Origin of the sequence: Chitinophaga jiangningensis (assembly GCF_900142605.1) — a bacterium.
Taxonomy (GTDB): Bacteria; Bacteroidota; Bacteroidia; order Chitinophagales; family Chitinophagaceae; genus Chitinophaga; species Chitinophaga jiangningensis.
Genome location: NZ_FRBL01000003.1, coordinates 429,038 through 448,548 on the forward strand (window position 1 = coordinate 429,038; position 19,511 = coordinate 448,548).

The following is a 19,511-nucleotide window of genomic DNA, read 5'->3' on the forward strand; positions in this document are numbered from 1 at the left end:
GATTCTGTTGGAATAAGTTGCTGACAACATAAAGATCAGCGCGCTTCGCCCTGGCCTTTCTCATTTGATATAATTGCTGGCAGAAATGATGTTGGAATCCTTATTAACACAGAAGGTCAGGGCTGCTTGCCCTGACCTTCTGTGTTACCTTAAATAGGCTGTTTTTTATTGTTGAGATGCCAGTTGCCAGATAATAATAATTGCCAGGATAATAGATATAACCAGCCCCGCAATTTTTACCCAGCTGTATGGTCTGTCGCCCGTTACCTCACCGGTGCAGGCGTTTACGACAAAGTGATACACTTTGTCGTTGTACTTGTAAGCGCTGATCCATACCGGGAGTAAGAGGTATTTTAATGCGAGCGTATCGTAAGTGATGTCATAATCATCAATCACCTGTTCATCTCCACCGATATCTGCACAAATTTCATCGCGAATGATCGGGTCCATGCGCCGCTGCGCCTGCACCAAACCCTGCTCTGCATTTGTCTGATAGATTTCTGCGCGGAAGCCACTCAGGTAGCGGCCATCGTATTTCTTCAACTCTTCCAGCTTCCAGGGCTCCAGGATAATCGCCATTTTTTGTGGCAGTGATGGACTGGCAGACACCAGTACATCCCGGAATTCATTATTCACCCTACCGGAAGCGGGATACCAGGCGGTGTGGCGCACCTGTCGGGTACGGGTTTCCTCGCGGCCATTCACCGTTTCCGTATAGGTTTCTGTTGTGTAATAGTACTCGCCACGCTGACCACTATACGAAGTATCAGTATCTGCATCGTAACTCCAGTGTGGAATATACACGCCTTTCAACTGCTGGGAAGAACCATCTTTTACCTTTTTCACCAGATCAGAAGGGGCAAACCAGAGTTTACTCATCCAGTTTCTGAAATACTGAAGGGCCTCATTATCCTTTACCACAAAGGGTAATACATAATGCGGCTCCAGCATGGTAGTGGTTTGTACATGGTCTATCACCAGCGGTGAGGCGCAGAACGCGCAGGAGTCGGCCGTAATATTAGGCAGCAACGTCGTAGAGGCGCCACAGTTAGTACATTTTACGATCTGTGCTTCCTGGGTGGCAGAAGTATGTGCCTCCTGGGCGGCAATGAATTCCTTATAATCGATGGCCCTGATGGCCAGGTCCGCCTCATGTTCAATTTCGTTAACGGTACCGCAGTACTCACATTTCAGGCTGTTGGTGCCGGGAGCGTAATGCAGCACGGCGCCACAGTTCTGGCACTTCAGTGATTGTACCGTTTCACTTGTTTTTTCCTCAAATGACATAGGGAAATATGCTGTTTATAAAAAGTCGGAAACAGACCTGCCCACCGGACAAGTCTGTTTCCTGCGTTCCGCAAACCTGCGGAACGCAGGTGTAACTAAAAGCTTATGGTAATGGCGGTGGTACGGTAGCCAGAATTGGTGCCAGCTCAGGTACGGAGGAAGCAGCAGCCCATGCGGCCATGCCGGCTTTCCATACAAGGGAGTTACCGTTAAACTGACCGGAAGCTGCCAGCTGCTGCAGTTGCGCCTGATCAAAAGGGCCTGCCTGCTGACCATTCACGGCCACAAAGAAAGAAACCGCCGATGGCAGTGGCGGAGGTACAGCACCCGCCGCAGGAGCAGCACCGGTTCCGCTTTGTCCTGATATCGGGTTAAACTGGGTCTGCTGGAATACATTACCCATCTGCCCCATCATAGCTGCGCCCATGCCAAGGCCCAGACCAGCGCCTGCAAGGCCGCCGCTGCCCGGATTCTCAGCTGATTTCTCCATGGCGTTTGCCGCCTGGAATTGCGCATATGCACCCAGGTTGCCCACGATACCCATGCTGCTTCTTTTGTCCAGTGCCGCTTCCACTTCAGGAGGCAGGGAGATGTTTTCAATCAGGAATTTAGTCAGCTCCAATCCCAGCTCATTGAACTCGGGACGGATTTTATCAGTAATAATCGTAGAAACTTCATCGTAGTTAGCCGCGAGATCCAGCACAGGAATCTTCGCTTCCGCAATCGCATCCATACCGCGTGACACGGCCAGGTTACGCAGTTGCTCATTAATACCGTCTACCGTAAATTCCGGGTTGGTAGCCGCAATGTCTTTAATGAATTCGGCAGCATCTTTTACTTTAAAAGCGTAACTACCGAAAGCGCGTACACGAAGCGGACCAAATTCTGCATCACGCAGCATCACCGGGTTCCTGGTACCCCATTTCTGGTTGGTGAACTGGCGCAGACTAACAAAGAATATATCTGCTTTATACGGACTGTTAAATCCATATTTCCATCCCTGCAAAGTAGCGAGGATAGGCAGGTTTTGTGTATTCAGGGTATGCATACCAGCGGTAAACACATCTGCAATTTTACCCTCGTTCATGAATACAGCTACCTGTGATTCACGTACCGTTAGTTTTGCATTTTGCTTAATCTCATTCTGGTAACGGGGAAACTTCCAAACAATGGTATCAGACGAGGTGTCTGTCCATTCAATAATGTCAATAAATTCATTCCGCAGTTTATCAAATAATCCCATGATCAGGTTTTTAATACAGAGTTAAATGTCTGCCAAATTTATTGAATTATTTAGTTCATTTAGACATAATGAATTGTTATAATTTCAGCAATTTCGCGTTAATGGCAACTACCACGGTGCTCACTGTCATCAGCACCGCACCAACGGCAGGACTAAGTATCACTCCCCAGGGTGCCAAAACACCTGCTGCCAACGGCATAGCGATGAGGTTATACCCCGTGGCCCAGGCCAGATTTTGAATCATTTTCCGGTATGTGGCTTTTCCGAATTTTATAAGACTCACAATATCAGCGGGGTTGCTGTTTACCAGCACAATACCTGCCGTTTCAGCGGCTATATCGGAGCCAGAACCAACGGCAATCCCAATGTTGGCTTGTGCCAGTGCCGGTGCGTCATTAATGCCGTCGCCGGTCATGGCTACATACCTCCCCTCCTGTTGCAGTGCCTTTATTTGTTCGAGCTTCTCATGTGGCAAAACTTCTGCGATCACCTTATCAAGTTGCAATTTTTGCCCTACGGCACCGGCTACTTTTTTATTGTCGCCCGTCAGGAGCACGGTGGTAATGCCATCCTGCCGCAGTTGCTGCACAGCGCCGGCTGATTCAGGCCTGAGTTCATCGGAGAGTAACAGGTAACCTGCCGGTTTATCATTAATGATTACATACGACAAAGTACCCGTGCCATCGGTATTCACTGCGGGTGCATGAAAATGTTCCTGTGCATACACCGGCGATGCCACCAGCACGGTATCATTCCCTACTTTCGCCTGTATGCCTTTACCCGCAAGGGCTTGCACATCACCTGCAGTGGAAACCTGTAATTGTAATTCCTTTGCTTTTGCAAGAATGCCGGTTGCAATAGGATGCTCTGATTGTTGCTCAGCGGCGGCTGCCAGTGCAAGCAGTTGCTCTTTGGAATAGGTGCTGTCAAAGGATTCCATGGCAGTCACTTCAAATTTACCAACGGTAAGCGTACCTGTTTTATCAAATACCAGTGTGTCTATTTTTCGGGAATTTTCAAATGCAGTGCGATCTTTAATCAGCAGCCCATGCTGCGCGGCAATGGTGGTGGAACGTGCTACAACCAGTGGTACGGCGAGGCCTAGTGCATGCGGGCAACAAATAACAATGACCGTTACCATCCGTTCCATGGCAAAAGCGAGAGAGCTGCCGGTAAGCCACCATACCAGGAAGGTGATGATACCTGCTGCAATGGCGATAATGGTCAGCCATCTGGCAGCTTTGTCGGCCAGTAGCTGCGTGCCTGACTTTGCCTGCTGCGCATCGTTTACCAGTTTTATTACCTGGGAGAGATAAGATTCCGCGCTGTTATGCGTCACCTTTACCTGAAAAGCGCTATGGCCGTTAATAGCTCCCGCAATCACTTTATCGCCTGCCGATTTCTGCACTGGCCTGGATTCCCCGGTAAGCATGGATTCATTGACGTAACTGGTACCGTCCGACACAACGCCATCGGCGGCAATTTTTTCTCCGGGCTTTATCAGGATGATATCTCCGGGCTGCAAGCTGTCCGTAGCCACCTCCTGCACTACATCTCCCTTAATTAAATGAGCCTCCGCAGGCATCAGTTTTACGAGCAGTTCCAGCTCCCTGCCGGCGCCGGCTACCGCACTCATTTCTATCCAGTGCCCCAGCAGCATGATCAGTATCAGCGTGGCCAGTTCCCAGAAAAAGTCCATGCCTTTGAGGCCCAATAGCACGGCTACACTATACACATATGCAACGGTGATGGCAAAACCTACCAGCGTCATCATGCCGGGATTGCCGGCTTTCAGTTCGTCCCTGGCACCGGTCAGAAAAGGCCAGCCGCCGTAGAAATAGATGATGGTGCTGAGCCCGAGCAGCACGTACTGATCGCCGGGGAAGCTGAACGTCAGTCCCAGCCAGTGCTGGATCATTTTCGACAACAGCATCACCGGTACGGTGAGCACCAGCACTACATAAAATCGTTTTTTAAAATCGTTGATCATACTGCCATGATCGTGGCCGGCATGCATGCTGGCCATATCGTGGCCGCCATGCTGCTTGCTGTGATCCATATGCATATGTTCGTGTCCGGCTTCCTGTTGGCCATTCATCTGGTGATGGGCATGATCGTGGTGTGGGTCCATTGCTACAATGCTTTTCTTTATTATACAACCGGGACAGGGAATTGTTATATAAAAAAAAGAACCGCGGGTGCGGTTCTTTTTATCGGGAGATGTTAATCTTTCTTATCAAACTGTTTCAGCCAGGCTTGTGCCAACCCGGGCCAGGCCTCAGCGGCGGGGTTCCCGGGCCGCAATCCGTACCCATGTCCGCCCTTGTTATAGAAATGCAGCTCTACCGGGGCTTTTGCATCACGCATCGCGCCCGCCATTACCAGCGCGCTGTTGCCGTAGGTATCGTCCGCCGTGGCAAACAGGAACGTAGGCGGCGTGGCGGCATTTACATGCAGCTCTGGTGTCAGCTTCCGGTCTGCTCCCTTATCCAGGTAAGCCGGATAAATGAGCAGGGCAAAAGAAGGCTTTGCACTCAGCTGATCGGCAGCATCCACGGGCGTGTACTGCTGTACATCATACAAGGTGCTGGCTCTGGCGCTCAGGCTTCCCCCTGCTGAAAAGCCCAGCACACCGATCTTTTCCGGGTTGATATGATAGTCGGCCGCTTTGGAGCGCACGATGCGGATGGCACGTTGTACATCCTGCAAGGCGCCCAGCTGTTTCTGCGGCACGCGATAATGGAGCACAAAAGCCGTATAGCCGAGGGAGTTAAGCCATTTCGCAATCTCGGTGCCTTCCAGGTCCAGCGCCAGGATACTGTACCCACCACCCGGACAAACGATCACCGCGGCATCCTTGTTGCTGCCTGCCGGCGCGGGAAACACGGAAATGAATGGATCAGTGACTTCGGAAATGCGGATCACATTTCCGCTGTTGTCGGCGGAGGTTTTCATGGGCGACTTCACCGTTTCACCCGGAACATTGCCTGGCCATAGCGGAATATTTTTCACCTGTTGCGCCATCATAGTTACACCTGCACTCATCATTATACAAAGAAGAAATACTTTTTTCATGGGCCGTATTATTTAACACAATCCAGCCATGCCTGCGCCATCAGTCGGGCACCTGCCAGGGAAGGGTGTACGCCGTCACCTGTCCAGTAGCTGGCCGGGGCCGATTGTACGGCCTTATCAAAGATAGCCTGGTAAGGAATGAAGGAGGCTTTATATTTATCTGCGATTTCTTTAGCGGCAGCGCGGTACTCATTGAATTCTGGGTACCAGGTATCATCTACTGCTTTCACTCCTTTCACGGCGAAAGGCTCCCCGATGATCAGTTGCAGATCAGGAAACTTTTGCTTGGTGCGGTCCAGCAGTTTATCATAATCGTCCCGGTATACTTTGGAGCTACCGTCATATTTACCATTGTGTTTGTGCCAGTAGTCATTTACCCCAATCAGGATACTGAGTACATTCGGTTTCAGGTTGATGCAATCGGCATCCCATCTTTCGGCCAGCTGGTAGACTTTGTTTCCGCTGATGCCCCTGTTGTAGATTGAAAGATTTTTATCAGGATGCTGCCAGAGCAGCTCTGAAGCGGCTAAAAATGCGTAGCCACCGCCCAGTGCGGCGCCGTTGTTAGCCGCATCGGCGTCTCTTTTGCGACCTACGTCGGTGATGGAGTCGCCCTGGAAGAGAATGGTATAATCTTTTTTCAGCTGTATTTTAGCTGGCTTTGCACCTGCAGTAGCGGCAGACACGATGTTTGGCAAACTAATAGCGGCAAGGCTTCCCAGCGATACATTGCGGAGGAAACTGCGACGGTCGGATGTATTCATAACGAGTGGTTTATTTTCTGTTTTATCAGCTAACGGATAAAAATAGAAAATAGATTGTTTTTTATTTTAAAAAATTTGGGACACACAAGACCGGATGCCTTCGGCATCCGGTCTTGTGTGTGTGCTGCACCGTTGGCGTAGCACACACATGAAGTTAGCATAGGGCAAAGCCCTTGCTTTCGACGGGACTAATAATATACTACACAAACGCGCTCGAACCGGTAATAGCTCTTCCAACAATCAGGGAGTTGATCTCCTTGGTGCCTTCATAGGAATAAATCGCTTCTGCGTCTGCCACAAAGCGCGCCACATTGTATTCCAGCAAAATGCCATTGCCGCCCATTACTTCTCTGGCCCTGCCCACGATATCGCGCGTACGCAGTGTACAGAAAACTTTTGCAAGGGAGGCATGCTCATCTTTGAGTGCGCCCTGGTCCTGCATTTCAGACAGGCGGAACACCATGGTTTGCATGGCAGTGAGGTTGGACAGCATTTCTACCAGGTGGCCCTGTATAAGCTGAAACGAAGCGATAGGTTTACCAAACTGCTTACGTTTACGGGTATACGCCAGCGCATTTTCATAGGCGCCGCGGGCGCAGCCTACGGCTTCCCAGGCCACGCTGGCGCGTGTCATGCGAAGTACGCGGGAAGTATCTTTAAAGTTATTGGCGTGTTGCAAACGATCGGCTTCTTCCACCCGGCAGTCCGTAAGCGTAATGAGGCCGTTCTGTACAATGCGGAGCGCCATCTTATCGTGCATTTTTTCCACCGCGAAGCCGGGGTTTTCCTTTCGCACGAGGAATCCTTTGACTTGATTATCTCCCAAATCCCTGGCCCAGATAACGATAACATCCGCAAAGGTGGCGTTACCGATCCATTTCTTCTGGCCATTGAGTATCCAGGTATCCCCTTCCCGTTTAGCCGTGGTCGTGAGTCCACCTGCGGTACCCGAACCTACTTCCGGTTCGGTGAGCCCAAATGCACCAATACAATGGAGCTGCTGCATTTTAGGCAGCCACTCTGCCTTCTGGGCTTCTGAACCGAGCATATAAATGGAACCCATGGCCAGGCCACTCTGCACGCCGAAGAAGGTTGCGATGCTGGCATCCACTCTCGCCATTTCCATGGCAATAATGCCTTCCATCAGGTAGGAGCGATTCGGACAGCCGTAACCGTCATAGGTCACACCGCATATATTGAGGGCTCTGAATTTTTCGATTATTTCAAAAGGGAACTCCGCCTTCAGCCAGTACTCGTTTACCAGTGGCTGGATTTCCTTCTCCATAAACTCCCTTACTTTTAATTGCAAAGCCCTGTCCTCGGGCGACAACCGTTCACTGATATTATAGAAATCCCCATCAATGGGTGGCTCCTTCTTTTTACTTCCCCTGCTGCCCAACATTTTCATCAGGCCGTTGAGCTGATTTTCGTCCATCTGGGCTACCGACTGCATTACCTTCGGTAAGTCTACCTTCTCGGATAGTTTGGCCAATTGCTTAAAGTCTATACTTTTAAAGAGCTGATACGCATTCCTGAGCTTTGAGAAAGTTCCTGACATATAACATGGTTTTCAATGAATTTACGGATTTTTGGGGAGATTAAGGATGCTGGCTTCAATGCATAAAAAAGCCCCGGAAGCTGATTCCGGGGCCGACCTAAAAAATCAAACTATGCCTATCGGATGATAGTAATTGTTTTTTTGAGCTGGAGGTCTTCAGAGTTGGTTCCAACTGCAATTTCAAACTCTCCCGGTTCTACTGTCCAGTTCATATCCTTGTCTAACAGCGCCAGGTGATCCGGATGCAGGGTAAAGTGCAGGGTTTTCTTTTCACCCGGTTTGAGGGTTACCCGCTCGAAGCCGCGCAGCTGCCATACGTAGGTAGTTACACTGCTTACTTTATCATGCATATAGAGCTGTGCTACTTCATCACCGGTTTTGCTGCCGGTGTTGGTCACATCCACACTTACCTGGATGTCGCCCTGCTGGCGTTGTTGCTCAGGTGTAACCACCAGGTTGCTGTATTCAAATGTGGTGTAACTGAGGCCATAACCGAATGGATACAGCGCACCGTTTACACTCGTACGTCCGAAACCGTTATTACCGCTGGAAGGCTGACCGGCATGTGAGCCGGGCTTGAATGGAAAGTTTAGTTCCAGCTGCCCCAGTGATTTAGGGAAGGTAACCGTCAGTTTGCCGCCCGGGTTGTAATCACCGAACAGCGCTTCTGCTACGGCGATACCGCCGTTAGGACCAGGGAACCAGGCTTCCAGGATGGCTGGCAGGTTCTGATTTTCCCAGTTGATCGTGAGTGGCTGACCGTTGATCAGCACTGCTACCACTGGTTTGCCGGTGGCGTGCAATGCCTGTAACAACTGCAGTTGACGGCCGGGCAAATCCAGGCTGGTACGGGAAAGGCTCTCCCCAACACGTTTATCATCTTCCCCTACTACTGCTATAATAACATCCGCTTCTTTTGCCTTACTAACGGCTTCGGCTATACCAGCCTGCTCTTCCGCACTCAGCGGCGTTGGCACAATCTCGGTGCCGGGCCAGCCCGGATTCACGATATCACAGCCTTGGGTGTAATTGACCGTGATGCCTTTGCCCGCCAGTTTCTCAATACCTTCCAGCACTGAAATCACCGGGTTATTGGAAGGACCGTAGCGACTGTTGGCGTGACTAACGGCTTTCGCCATCGGGCCTGTTACCAGCACATTTTTAATCGCGTTACGATTGAGCGGCAGGGTATTCTTTTCATTTTTCAGCAGTACCAGCGACTCACGGTTCAGCTGTAATGCAAAGGAATCGTCTGCAGCGGTGTGCACACCTTTATCTGCCAGCTTCTCATCTACATACGGATGATCGAACAGGCCTAAACGGAACTTCACACGCAGTACATCTCCTACGCGACTATCAATCGTTTTCATATTCACCTTGCCTTCTTTCACCAGCTCGCGGAGCGGGGTGATAAAGTTTTCCGGCGGGGTGAAGTTGGTGCGTACGTTTAATCCTGCTTCTACAGTTTGGCGTACTGCTTCTTTATAATCAGCTGCCACATGGTGTTTGCTGAAGAGATATTCCACTGCTTCCGAGTCGGATACCACGTAACCGTCGAACCCAAACTGCTGGCGGAGCAACTGCGTCAGGAAGTAATAGCTGCCGGTAACAGGTTCCCCATCCCAGTCGTTATAACTGCTCATTACGCCCATTGGCTTTGCTTCCTGGATTACGCGGCGGAATGGATACAGGTAGATCTGATGCATTTCGCGCGGCGCCACATGCGGGTCCGTACGGGCGTCGCCATCGCGGCCACCTTTAGGAATGCTGTATACCGCAAAGTGTTTCAGTGTGGAGGCGACGCCCTGCGACTGAATACCCAGCACCATTTGTTTACCCATTTCAGCGATGAGAAACGGATCTTCCCCATAGCATTCAACCACACGTCCCCAGCGTGGATCGCGTGCCGGATCCAGGATGGGTGCATATACGTTCGTATAGCCGAGCAGTTTAGCCTCGCGGCCCCCGATTTCCCCTGCTCTGCGCACCAGCGTACGATTCCAGGTGCTGCCAATGCCGATGGGCGCCGGCAGTGGCGTAGCACGATCATGGTTCAGACCATGGATTCCTTCATTGGTGAAATCCACCGGTATGCCCAGGCGGGTCTGCTCAATAAACCATTTCTGTACGGTATTGATAGCCGCAGCATGTGTGCTGTAAGGGAAAGAATACTTCGTTTGTGCTTTACGGTTATTAGCCACACTGTTCAGTTCCTCATCGATGTTGGCGATACCATCTTTCCACACCTGGTTTTTCCATTCCGGTGTGGGCATTTCATCTTTCAACACGCGACCATAACCATACAGGGTAGCCATCTGGCAGGTCTTTTCGTCCAGCGTCATTTGCGAAAGCAGATCTTTTACACGGTCGTCCACGGTTTGTGTCGGATCCTCGAAGATGTCCTTTTTGCCGTTTTTGTTGAAATCAATCCAGCCATTCCGGTAGATGGGCTGTTGCTTCTGCGCTGCGGCATATTGTACCGTAAGCGCAGTCAGCAGCCCCGTTGCAGTAATCCTGAGCTTCATTTGCTGATAAAAATTATAACGGTTTAAATGCTTTGCAATGGATTGCAAAGCCGGCTCAAGATAAAATTATAATCTGAAAGACAAAGGGAAAAAATTAGGTGCGGTAAGCAACCACACATCACTATATTTTTATATGATGTAAAAACCCTACTTTAGCGGCATTCATCATCAAAATTACATGAAGGTTAAATGATTACATCGCCTTCTTATCAAGCATATAAGGACCTTTTTCATACGCTGTACAACGAGTTATGTAACTATGCGTACAGCTTTCTGAACGACGATGCCGCTGCGGAAGATGTAGTGCAGGAGACTTTTATCAGGCTATGGCAGAAACACCCGGACCTGATTCAGATGGCGAACATCAAACCTTACCTGTTCAGGGCGGTACGCAATAATTCGATATCGGTAATCCGGAAACAACAGGTAGAACAGGCAAACCAGAAGGGGTATGGTCAACTGGCCGACCTCAGCGAGGAGCCCGAGGAGCAGGAAAAAGCGGAAGCAAAGCCCTACTTCGACCAGCTCATCTATGAAGCCATTGCCAACCTGCCGCCGCAGTGTAAGGAAGTATTTACCCGCTGCCGTATCCAGGGTATGACGCATCAGCAGGCAGCGGCCGACCTGGGCCTCTCCGCCAAAACGGTAGAAAACTATATGGGCAGGGCTTTGAAGATACTCCGCAAGTATCTGGCCGATTACGGCCTGCCGGCGGGCATCCTGCTGATGATTAAATTATTAACTGATTAATAGGGGGTAGCCAGCTTACCCTGCGTTATAAAGACAGAGCACACTGTAGATATGGAACCTAATTACATTTATGAACTGATCACTAAAAAACTGTCCGCTCAGATTACCCCCGAAGAGGACCTGGAACTCAGCCGCTGGCTGGAGTCCGCAGAAAACCAGGCCGAATATGAGGCATTGACCAATATCTGGAAAGGCAGCAATAACATCCCCGCACAACGGCAGTACAACGCCCATAACGCCTGGGATAAAGTGGAAAGTCGCATTCAGCCAGTCCAGCCGGCAACGGTAAAAACCATGCGTTGGAAATACGCTGCCGCAGCAGCTATCCTCGTATTATTATCCGCAGCAGCCTGGTGGATGACAGATAAACCTAATGATATCCGGGAAATTGCCGCCAATGAAGGCAGGATCAAAGACCTTCAATTGGACGACCTATCCAAAGTAACCCTTCGCCCGGGTGCTAAAATCAGGTACAGCAAAAATTATCAGCATCATAAACGTGTGGTCGAACTCACCGGTGAAGCCTACTTTGAAGTAGCCAGTGATCCCTCCCACCCCTTCCTCGTTAAAACGCCGGACCAATCCACCATTGAAGTACTGGGCACCGCCTTTGCCGTGGAAACAAAACAGGAAGCTACCACCGTTATTGTGACGGAAGGCCGGGTGCGACTAGCACACCCCAGCAGCCAGCAGGGCGTAATCCTTACCAGTGGCCTCAAAGGCGTAAGTCAGCAAGGCCAGGTAGTAGCCTCCGATAACGACGACCTTAACTTTCTCGCCTGGAAAACAGGAACTTTAAAATTTAATGACACGCCTTTAGTTGATATTGTGCCGCAATTAGCCGATTTTTACGGCAAAGAAATCAGGATTGACGATTCATATCGCGATGCAGCCGCTATACAAAAAGCAACCATCAGCTTCCGCGACCAGTCCTGCGAAGATGCATTGCATGAACTACAACTATTGCTGGGCTTCAATTACACGCAGGAAGGCAACACGATTGTCATTAGCCGCAGGTAACAACAAATCAAAGCCCTTTGCTTATACCACTTTATTGCTGCTACTGCTGCTGCATTGGCTGCCTTTGAGCGCGCAGCAGTCTGACAGCATCCTCTCCCGGAAATTCATCCCGGCTAAATTACAGGGCACTGTTTTACATTATATCCAGGAGATCACACAGCAAACAGGCATCCCCGTTTCCTATAGCTCCAACTTCATTCATCTCAATAGAAAAGTTCAGTTAACAGGTACGGAAGCTACCACTGGCGCGGTACTCAGCACCATCTTCCAGGGTAGCGGTATTGAAATAGCCGCGGTAAACGGGAAGATCTTCCTCCTGCGCGACATCTCCGGTACCCAGTACTACACCATCAGCGGGTTTGTAAAAGAGAAGAACAGTGATGAAGCCATCATCGGTGCATCCATCTACGACCCCGTTACCCGAAAAGGAACCATCAGTAACGCCTACGGTTTTTATACCCTTCAGGTGCCTGACTCCTGTACACAGGTCGTTTTTTCGCATGTGGCCTATGAAACAGTACTGCAACCACTTCCTCCGCCAGACGATGGCCAGCTGGATATCTACATGGGCGTTCGTCACAGCCTCCAACCTGTAGTGATCAATGCCAGCGCCGGCGATACGGTACTGCTTCACGGAGGCTATATTAATATGCCAGTTTCCTATCTCAACAGCTATCCTGCACTACTAGGAGAAAAAGATGTTTTAAAATCGCTGCAGTTCTACCCCGGCGCAGGAAGCTCTCTGGAAAGCAGCAGCAATCTACTGATACGCGGAGGTGGGGCTGATCAAAACCTCTACCTGCTCGATGGCGTACCCATTTATCATACCGGTCACCTCTTTGGACTGTTCTCCATTTTCAACGGCGATGCAGTAAAAGATGTATCGCTCTATAAAGACGCATTCCCGGCTAAATATGCGGGCCGGCTATCGTCAGTCGTAGATATCCGCACCAAAGACGGCGACATGAAAGAGTGGCACGGCAAAGCTACCCTGAGCCCTGTTTCCGGCAGCGCCCTGCTGGAAGGCCCGATCATAAAGGATCGCACGTCCATGTCGCTGTCCCTCCGCCGGTCATTAGTAGATGCCCTGTACGGAAAAAATTTTCTCCGGGATTACGGCAAATACTACCTGTACGACATCAACCTCAAAGTGAATCAGATCATCAACGAAAAAAACCGTATATACCTTAGCTTTTACAAAGGGCAGGACCGCATGAATATATCGAGCGACAACCCGGTGATCCTCCTGTTTGATGATTACAACTTCGCCTGGAGCAATGTTACGGCAGCGCTGAAGTGGACCAGGGTAGTCAATCCCCGGCTGTTTACCAATACCACGCTTACCTACAGCCGGTTCCACAATACTTTTTCCCAGAACTCCGTCATCCCGCTGAGCTTTTCGGATTCGTTGTTCGTAAAAGGAATTGGCGTATCCAGGGTACGCGATATCGCCGTCAATAACGAAACCGAATACACGCTCAGCAATACCCATAAGCTCTCCTTTGGCGGTGGATATACCTACCATAACTTTGCTCCTACCTCCTACCGCACTAACATCTCCGCAGGGGAAGCAGTAAAAAGAGATGCCCCTAAATATTATATGTCGGAGGTCAATTTGTACGCAGAGGATCAGATCTCTCTTTTCGATGAACACCTGATCATCCGGCCGGGACTGCATTTCGGGTCACTTGTGCAAAAGGGTTCTGTATATACTTCCACGCAGCCAAGGATGCTCGTGCGCTGGAAATTTGCCAGGGATCAGTACCTGGAAGCTTCCTACGCTGCCATGGCGCAATTCATTCATCAGCTGTCCACCCCGGTGATCAACCTCCCTACTGACCTCTGGGTACCCAGTACGGATGTTATTAAGCCGGAACGCTCCTACTCCTATAGTCTCGCCTACGAAAAGAAATGGCACAACGACTGGCGCCTGAGTATCGACGGGTATTACAAGCTGCTGAGCGATATTGTGACCACCAATACTGTCCTCAATATTTTCGATAATTCTGATCTCTGGGAGAAAAAAGTGATTGCAGGGAAAGGATATAACTACGGGACTGAATTTCTCCTGGAAAAAACCAGGGGCCGGTTCACCGGGATATTTGCATATACCCTCTCCTGGGCCTGGCGGCAGTTTGACCGGGTAAATGGCGGGAGACGCTATCCTTACAAGGAAGACCGCCGTCATAATCTGTCCATGGCGCTCAAATACCAGCTTTCCCCGGTGTGGTCGCTCAGCGCTACGTGGAAGTTTGCCAGTGGTGCCCCATTCACGATGCCCCAACAAATATTCCCTGATGTTGACTGGGCAAAGAACATTAACGGGTACCTGGACGAACGCTACTCTCCATTCTCTACCTACCAGGTTAATTACCTGCCTTATTTTACAGGCCTGAATAAATACAGGTTGCGGCCCGTGCACCACCTGGACCTCGGCACCACGGTGCTGCTGGGTACAAAAACGAAATTCCGGCATACCATCAATGCCGGTGTTTATAATATCTATAACCGAAGTAATCCGTTTATCGTGAGCTTTGATCAGTTTTCCTATTTCAACTTCGATTCCGTATATCCGTTACAGTTATACCAGTACAGTATCTTCAGGACCTTGCCGTACCTGAGTTACACTTTTAAATTCTGATTATGAAGCGCTTGATAAACTACACTGCGATCATTGCTTTAATGCTTGCCGGTTGCGAAACCGAACTGCCCATCCCTCCCGGCAACGGGCAGCCACGCGTAGTGGTGTACAGTGAACTGACCGCCGGAGAAACGCCACAGATACGTATCGGTAAAAGCAAGCTGGTAACAACGGGGGTCGACAATGGATTTGAACTGGTGCCTGATGCGCATGTACAGCTGCTCAGCCAGGATGGTACTTTAATTGAAACCCTCACCAATACACCCGATCCCGGAGACCGCATGAGTGTATATGCCGGTAAAACAAAATTGCAGTCGCTCAAAACCTACCGGGTAAAAGTGGACGTGCCGGATATGAAAGAAGTTACTGCCAGCGCCGGAATTCCTGCCAACTGTAAAGTGGAGCTGATTGATACAGTGCGTACCACGCTCAATGGCCGGCCGGTACTGCGTTTTAATCTGGCTGTTTACGGCCTGCCCGGGGCCCGCACCTATATTGTAATGGAGGCGCTGAAGCAATCTGCCCTGGTGGATTCATTTTTTACGTATAATGGTGTCCGTTATAACATCGCGGCCAATGAGGACTTATATGAATCCGTGAAAGGCCAGCCGGGTGTGGTGATCAGCAAGGATACCACTTTCCTGAATGATTACCTGCGTATCCCGTGCTATACCCAGGATGAAAGTGCGGACAACAACCAGATCGGCGGGCTAAACGAAAATTACAACAGCATCCTTTTTAACCTGCAGGGCAAACCGCTTAACACCAACTTATACATCAATGCTACTGCCCTCAGCTCAAACCAGATCGAAGCGATTGCGCCAAAAGGCAGGGTACTGGTGTATATCAAGTCGGTAACCAAAGAGTACTACGATTTCCTGCTCACCTACGAAAAGGTAAAACGTAATCCGGGCCTGAACAGCCTGATACAGGCTGTGCAGCTGCGTAACAATACCATGGGAGGCCTCGGTATTGTTGGTGGCAACAACCAGGTAGTGTACAAACTGTATTATGATGATTTGTAGGTGGAATCAGTTGAGCTCAATCACATTATCCGCCGGGTTGATATCAGCCACCCAGGTACTTCCCAACACCACTTTTTTCAGCCGTTTCTTTTTGGGTACCTGGAAGGTCACGGTTTCCTGCCCCTGCTCCCAGCAGTCAATTGCGCGATGTAATTTTTGGGTACTGCCATCCTCGAAAGTCAGCGTAAGGTCCACCGGCACAGGTTTGGTGCCTATACGTTTCACCACAATTTCATAATTCCCATTCAGCACACGGTATGGCGCCAGTGCCAGGTCGGGGAAGCCATTGTCGAAAAACCAGCTTTTCCAGAACCAGTTGAGGTTACGGCCTGCACCCGTGTTCATACAATAAAAGAAATCATAGGGTTGCGGGTGTTTACCATTCCAGGTGCGGATATAGTGATGCAGCGCTTTCAGGAAAAGGCTGTCGCCCAACAGGTCCTTTACATATAAGTAGCCGAGTGCCGGTTTGGGATAGCTATTGGTCATATAAGCATCGGTGAGCTGGTTGGAGGGCGTCATCACCGGCAGGTCCTGAAATTTGCCGGCAATCTTATTATAGGGCTCCATTCCATAATCATCTGTCAGCGAGGAGTCGATCATGGGAGATAGCAGCCACTCGCCTATCGTTGCCCAGCCTTCATCCATCCAGGAGTACAGCGTTTCATTGGTGCCCATATAAAAGGGGAACATGGTGTGAAACACTTCATGGTCCGTTAGTTCAATACTATATTTCCGGTTGGGCGCGGGGTTGTCATTCACCATCATGGGGTATTCCATCTGGTCGAGGCCATCAAACACTGTTTCATGGCTGTAGGGAAAAGGCCAGCGGGGAAAGTGGTAGCTCATTTTTTCTACGGTGGCGCGGGTGAAGTGTGCCACGTCGAAGTAGTCGGTATGCTCCGGGTTAAACACGGCATCTACCCGTGTTCTGCGTTTAGTATGCGGATCTACCTCTACGCTGGCAGACTGCCACAAGTAGTGGTTGGTGATGGCGAAGGCGAAATCGGTCACTTTTTCCGCCTGGAACTGCCAGGTATTGGCTGTCTTATTTTTTGTGATGTTACCTGCTTTAAGATCTGTTGAATCAATGATGTAGCTAATCTCGTCGTGCTGCGTTGCATTCGCGATCCGCTGCAGGAATTTCGGCTGGTAGATATCTTCCGCATTGGTCAGGTCCCCGGTGGCCCATGCCTGGTAGTCGCCCGGAACGGTTATGGCTACACGAAAATCTGAGAAGTCGTTATAAAATTCCATTGCCCCCGTGTAAGGGATTTTATCCCAGCCGTTTATATCATCGTACACGGCTATACGCGGAAAGAAGTAAGCAATAAAAAATGCCCCGTCGTCGATGGCGCCGGTGCGGATGTGCGAGTTTTTATTCAGCGTATAGGCGAAGTCCAATTTCAGTTGCATACTGCCGCCGGGTGCCAGCGCAGGGATTTTCACCATCATATTGGTACCAGTGGTGGTGGGTACCGGTATGAGGGAGCCGTTGGCCTGCAGGTTGGTGATGGCTACTCCGTCATGTTCATCGGCTCTGTCAATTATCATAGCACGAACGTTACCTTTCTGATAGAGGTTGGCCAATACTTTCAGGTTGATTTCGTATAAGGTATCCGGGCTGTTATTGATATAGTAAATGGACTCCTTACCCACCAGCAATCGCGTTTGCGGGTTAAAGGCTACCTGGATATCGTAGCTGGCGTGGTTTTGCCAGTAGTTGGCGCCGGGGAGTCCTGACGGATGCCGGGTCCCTTTGTCGTAGGCCCTTTGGATGTTCAGGGGCATGTAGAGTTGCTGCGCCGTGGCCATGGTGGAGGCGGCACATAGAAAGAGTAAAAGTTGCAGCTTGGCCTTAATCATATCTGAGTAGCAGGATTTTATAAGCATTCCTGCGCGCAAAAGTACTGATTAAAGCGGTAACGGCTGGTGACTGGTATCAGCCGGTGGTGGCAGGGTGTCTGTTTGTGGAGATGGCCGGGTGCTGTCGGCAGGTAATGCGGAAGTATCCGCCACAGCACCTGCCTTTTTCACAGGGGCGGTGGGGCGTGTGTTCTGTCGGCGGTTGTAGTCGCTGACTGTTCCTGTTTTCTGCATGTCCTTCATGGTCTTTTTATCAAAAAGATATTGGGGCCGTCTTTCGGGCCGCAGGCCGTTATCAAATTCAGATTCAGCACCCATAGCGGGTGCGGAATAAACGCGGCGGGAGTTATTGCAGGCCATGATCAGCAGCAGGACTATGGGGGCGAAAATCAGTTTCATGCACCGTATTGCTAAAGGGTGAACATGGGTACAAGGGAAGGACGTATAACCATTAACGATATCTTTTGTGTTAATATTATCATTAAGGGCGTCAGGGATTTTGAAATTATAAAACCCTGTACTAAATTTAGCCCAAATTCATTGAATGCCATCCCCTATTGTCCTGATTATCAAAAAAATTTAATTCCTGTTTTGTTATTATCACAACAACTATGAAAGTATCTACAACCAGCTTCCCCAGTGTGTTTGAGACCGCCTTTGGGAACACCGAAAACTCCAGTAAAGATTTACTGAACGGATTAAAAATAAAGAAAGATGACACCTGGTACCTGGTAGGTAACCTGGCGAAAAGAGGGGGTATCAATCCGGGTAGGGTGACCAACGCCTCTCCGCAGGAAGAAGACTATGAGATACTTTTCAAGGCCGCCATGCTCAACACCATTGATAAAGTACAGCAGCCACTGTCGATTACCATGGGTTTTCCTTTCTCTACCTATAATATCTATAAAGCAGCAGCAGAGCAGTTCCTCAGCAAAAGACATTTCCTGATTGACTATGATACCCAGACGTTTAACAACAAGGGTTCTTTCAAAAAAGGAATGTTTGACATTGAGCGCTACGAAGTGATCCCTGAAATTGTAGCCGGTATAATCGGGTTAAAGAAGACGGTGAATGAACCTAACCTCGATAACTTTATTGCCGTAAGTTTCGGTTTTGGTACCATCGAAGGTGGTATGGCTACCGGTGATGGTCTGATTCATCGTACCTGCTTCAGTTCCCATGGTATCCGCTATGCGATTGGTAACCTCACCAGGGAGCTGAACCAGAAGCATTACCTGGAAATGAAAAACGAACACCAGGTAGACGATGCGTTTATGAAAGGTTCCATCTTCACCAACCGCAAACGTATTGACCTGAAAGAAATGAGAAAGGCCGTATTGCTGCAGTATTACAAAGAAGTGGTATCTCCACTGATGCGTAAATACTTCACTGATCTGGATTTCGAAAATTGCGAAAAGATTTACCTGATGGGTGGTGGTGCACACTACAAAGAACTGACTGATGCGTTTGTGGAGGAGTTCAAGGATTTCATTCCGGTAGAAGTAGCACCAGAGCCTGAAAAACTGATCAGTATCGGGTACCTGTATAACTCCCTGCGTATTTCCGACAACAAGGCACAGCGCAGCGTAGGACTGGATTTGGGTAATGCGACTTCTGTGATCAGCTACTTCGAACAGGATAAGCCGGTGACTACTACTCCACCGCCCATTCCGGGAGCCGAAGCTGCTGCACCAGCATCACCGGCCAGCACTATTCCTGCCAAAGAAAAAGATATCACTATTAAACTCTAAACTGAT

The 19,511-nt window shown here is 49.7% G+C and carries 14 protein-coding genes; 5 read left to right on the top strand and 9 right to left on the bottom strand.

Annotated elements, in window-relative coordinates:
* Nucleotides 1-165: 165 nt before the first annotated feature.
* The 7 genes from BUB18_RS09125 to BUB18_RS09155 all read right to left on the bottom strand — a co-directional run bounded on the left by BUB18_RS09125 (nt 166) and on the right by BUB18_RS09155 (nt 10,452).
* The gene (locus BUB18_RS09125) at nt 166-1,287 is read right to left on the bottom strand and encodes a TFIIB-type zinc ribbon-containing protein (protein WP_073080080.1); all 1,122 of its coding nucleotides are present in this window, start codon (nt 1,285-1,287) and stop codon (nt 166-168) included.
* 103 nt (nt 1,288-1,390) lie between these two features.
* Nucleotides 1,391-2,530 carry an SPFH domain-containing protein gene (locus tag BUB18_RS09130; protein WP_073080081.1) on the bottom strand — a complete coding sequence of 380 codons (1,140 nt, stop codon included), beginning with the start codon at nt 2,528-2,530 and terminating at the stop codon, nt 1,391-1,393.
* A 76-nt stretch (nt 2,531-2,606) separates the two neighbouring features.
* Complete coding sequence (locus BUB18_RS09135) at nt 2,607-4,661, bottom strand: copper-translocating P-type ATPase (RefSeq protein ID WP_073080082.1); 2,055 nt, start codon at nt 4,659-4,661, stop codon at nt 2,607-2,609.
* 92 nt (nt 4,662-4,753) lie between these two features.
* Entirely contained in the window at nt 4,754-5,605 is an 852-nt protein-coding gene (locus BUB18_RS09140; RefSeq protein ID WP_218588014.1) for an alpha/beta hydrolase, read from the bottom strand.
* 8 nt (nt 5,606-5,613) lie between these two features.
* Complete coding sequence (locus tag BUB18_RS09145; protein ID WP_073080084.1) at nt 5,614-6,369, bottom strand: SGNH/GDSL hydrolase family protein; 756 nt, start codon at nt 6,367-6,369, stop codon at nt 5,614-5,616.
* Nucleotides 6,370-6,568: 199 nt separating this feature from the next.
* Nucleotides 6,569-7,927 carry an acyl-CoA dehydrogenase family protein gene (locus BUB18_RS09150; protein ID WP_073080085.1) on the bottom strand — a complete coding sequence of 453 codons (1,359 nt, stop codon included), beginning with the start codon at nt 7,925-7,927 and terminating at the stop codon, nt 6,569-6,571.
* A 116-nt stretch (nt 7,928-8,043) separates the two neighbouring features.
* Nucleotides 8,044-10,452, bottom strand: a complete 2,409-nt coding sequence (locus BUB18_RS09155; RefSeq protein ID WP_073080086.1) for a glycoside hydrolase family 3 N-terminal domain-containing protein — start codon at nt 10,450-10,452, stop codon at nt 8,044-8,046.
* Nucleotides 10,453-10,641: 189 nt separating this feature from the next.
* Here BUB18_RS09155 and BUB18_RS09160 point away from each other — a divergent pair, with 189 nt between their 5' ends.
* From BUB18_RS09160 to BUB18_RS09175, 4 genes are read left to right on the top strand one after another with little or no spacing between them, the layout of a single operon-like run.
* On the top strand, nt 10,642-11,202 hold the full coding sequence (locus BUB18_RS09160) for an RNA polymerase sigma-70 factor (protein ID WP_073080087.1): 561 nt from the start codon (nt 10,642-10,644) through the stop codon (nt 11,200-11,202).
* Between the two features lie 51 nt (nt 11,203-11,253).
* A complete protein-coding gene (locus BUB18_RS09165) occupies nt 11,254-12,222 on the top strand; it encodes a FecR family protein (protein WP_073080088.1) in 969 nt (322 codons plus the stop codon).
* A complete protein-coding gene (locus tag BUB18_RS09170) occupies nt 12,152-14,863 on the top strand; it encodes a TonB-dependent receptor (protein WP_178372105.1) in 2,712 nt (903 codons plus the stop codon). The genes BUB18_RS09165 and BUB18_RS09170 overlap by 71 nt, the downstream gene beginning before the upstream one ends.
* A 2-nt stretch (nt 14,864-14,865) precedes the next feature.
* A complete protein-coding gene (locus tag BUB18_RS09175; RefSeq protein ID WP_073080092.1) occupies nt 14,866-15,888 on the top strand; it encodes a DUF4249 family protein in 1,023 nt (340 codons plus the stop codon).
* Between the two features lie 6 nt (nt 15,889-15,894).
* Here BUB18_RS09175 and BUB18_RS09180 read toward each other — a convergent pair whose 3' ends face one another.
* Nucleotides 15,895-17,754, bottom strand: a complete 1,860-nt coding sequence (locus BUB18_RS09180; protein ID WP_083549647.1) for a M1 family metallopeptidase — start codon at nt 17,752-17,754, stop codon at nt 15,895-15,897.
* A gap of 48 nt (nt 17,755-17,802) precedes the next feature.
* Nucleotides 17,803-18,153, bottom strand: a complete 351-nt coding sequence (locus tag BUB18_RS09185) for a hypothetical protein (protein WP_073080094.1) — start codon at nt 18,151-18,153, stop codon at nt 17,803-17,805.
* Nucleotides 18,154-18,365: 212 nt separating this feature from the next.
* Between BUB18_RS09185 and BUB18_RS09190 the strand changes: the two genes are divergently transcribed.
* Nucleotides 18,366-19,505, top strand: coding sequence for a ParM/StbA family protein (locus BUB18_RS09190; protein WP_073080096.1), 1,140 nt, complete (start codon nt 18,366-18,368; stop codon nt 19,503-19,505).
* The last annotated feature ends 6 nt before the right edge of the window (nt 19,506-19,511 follow it).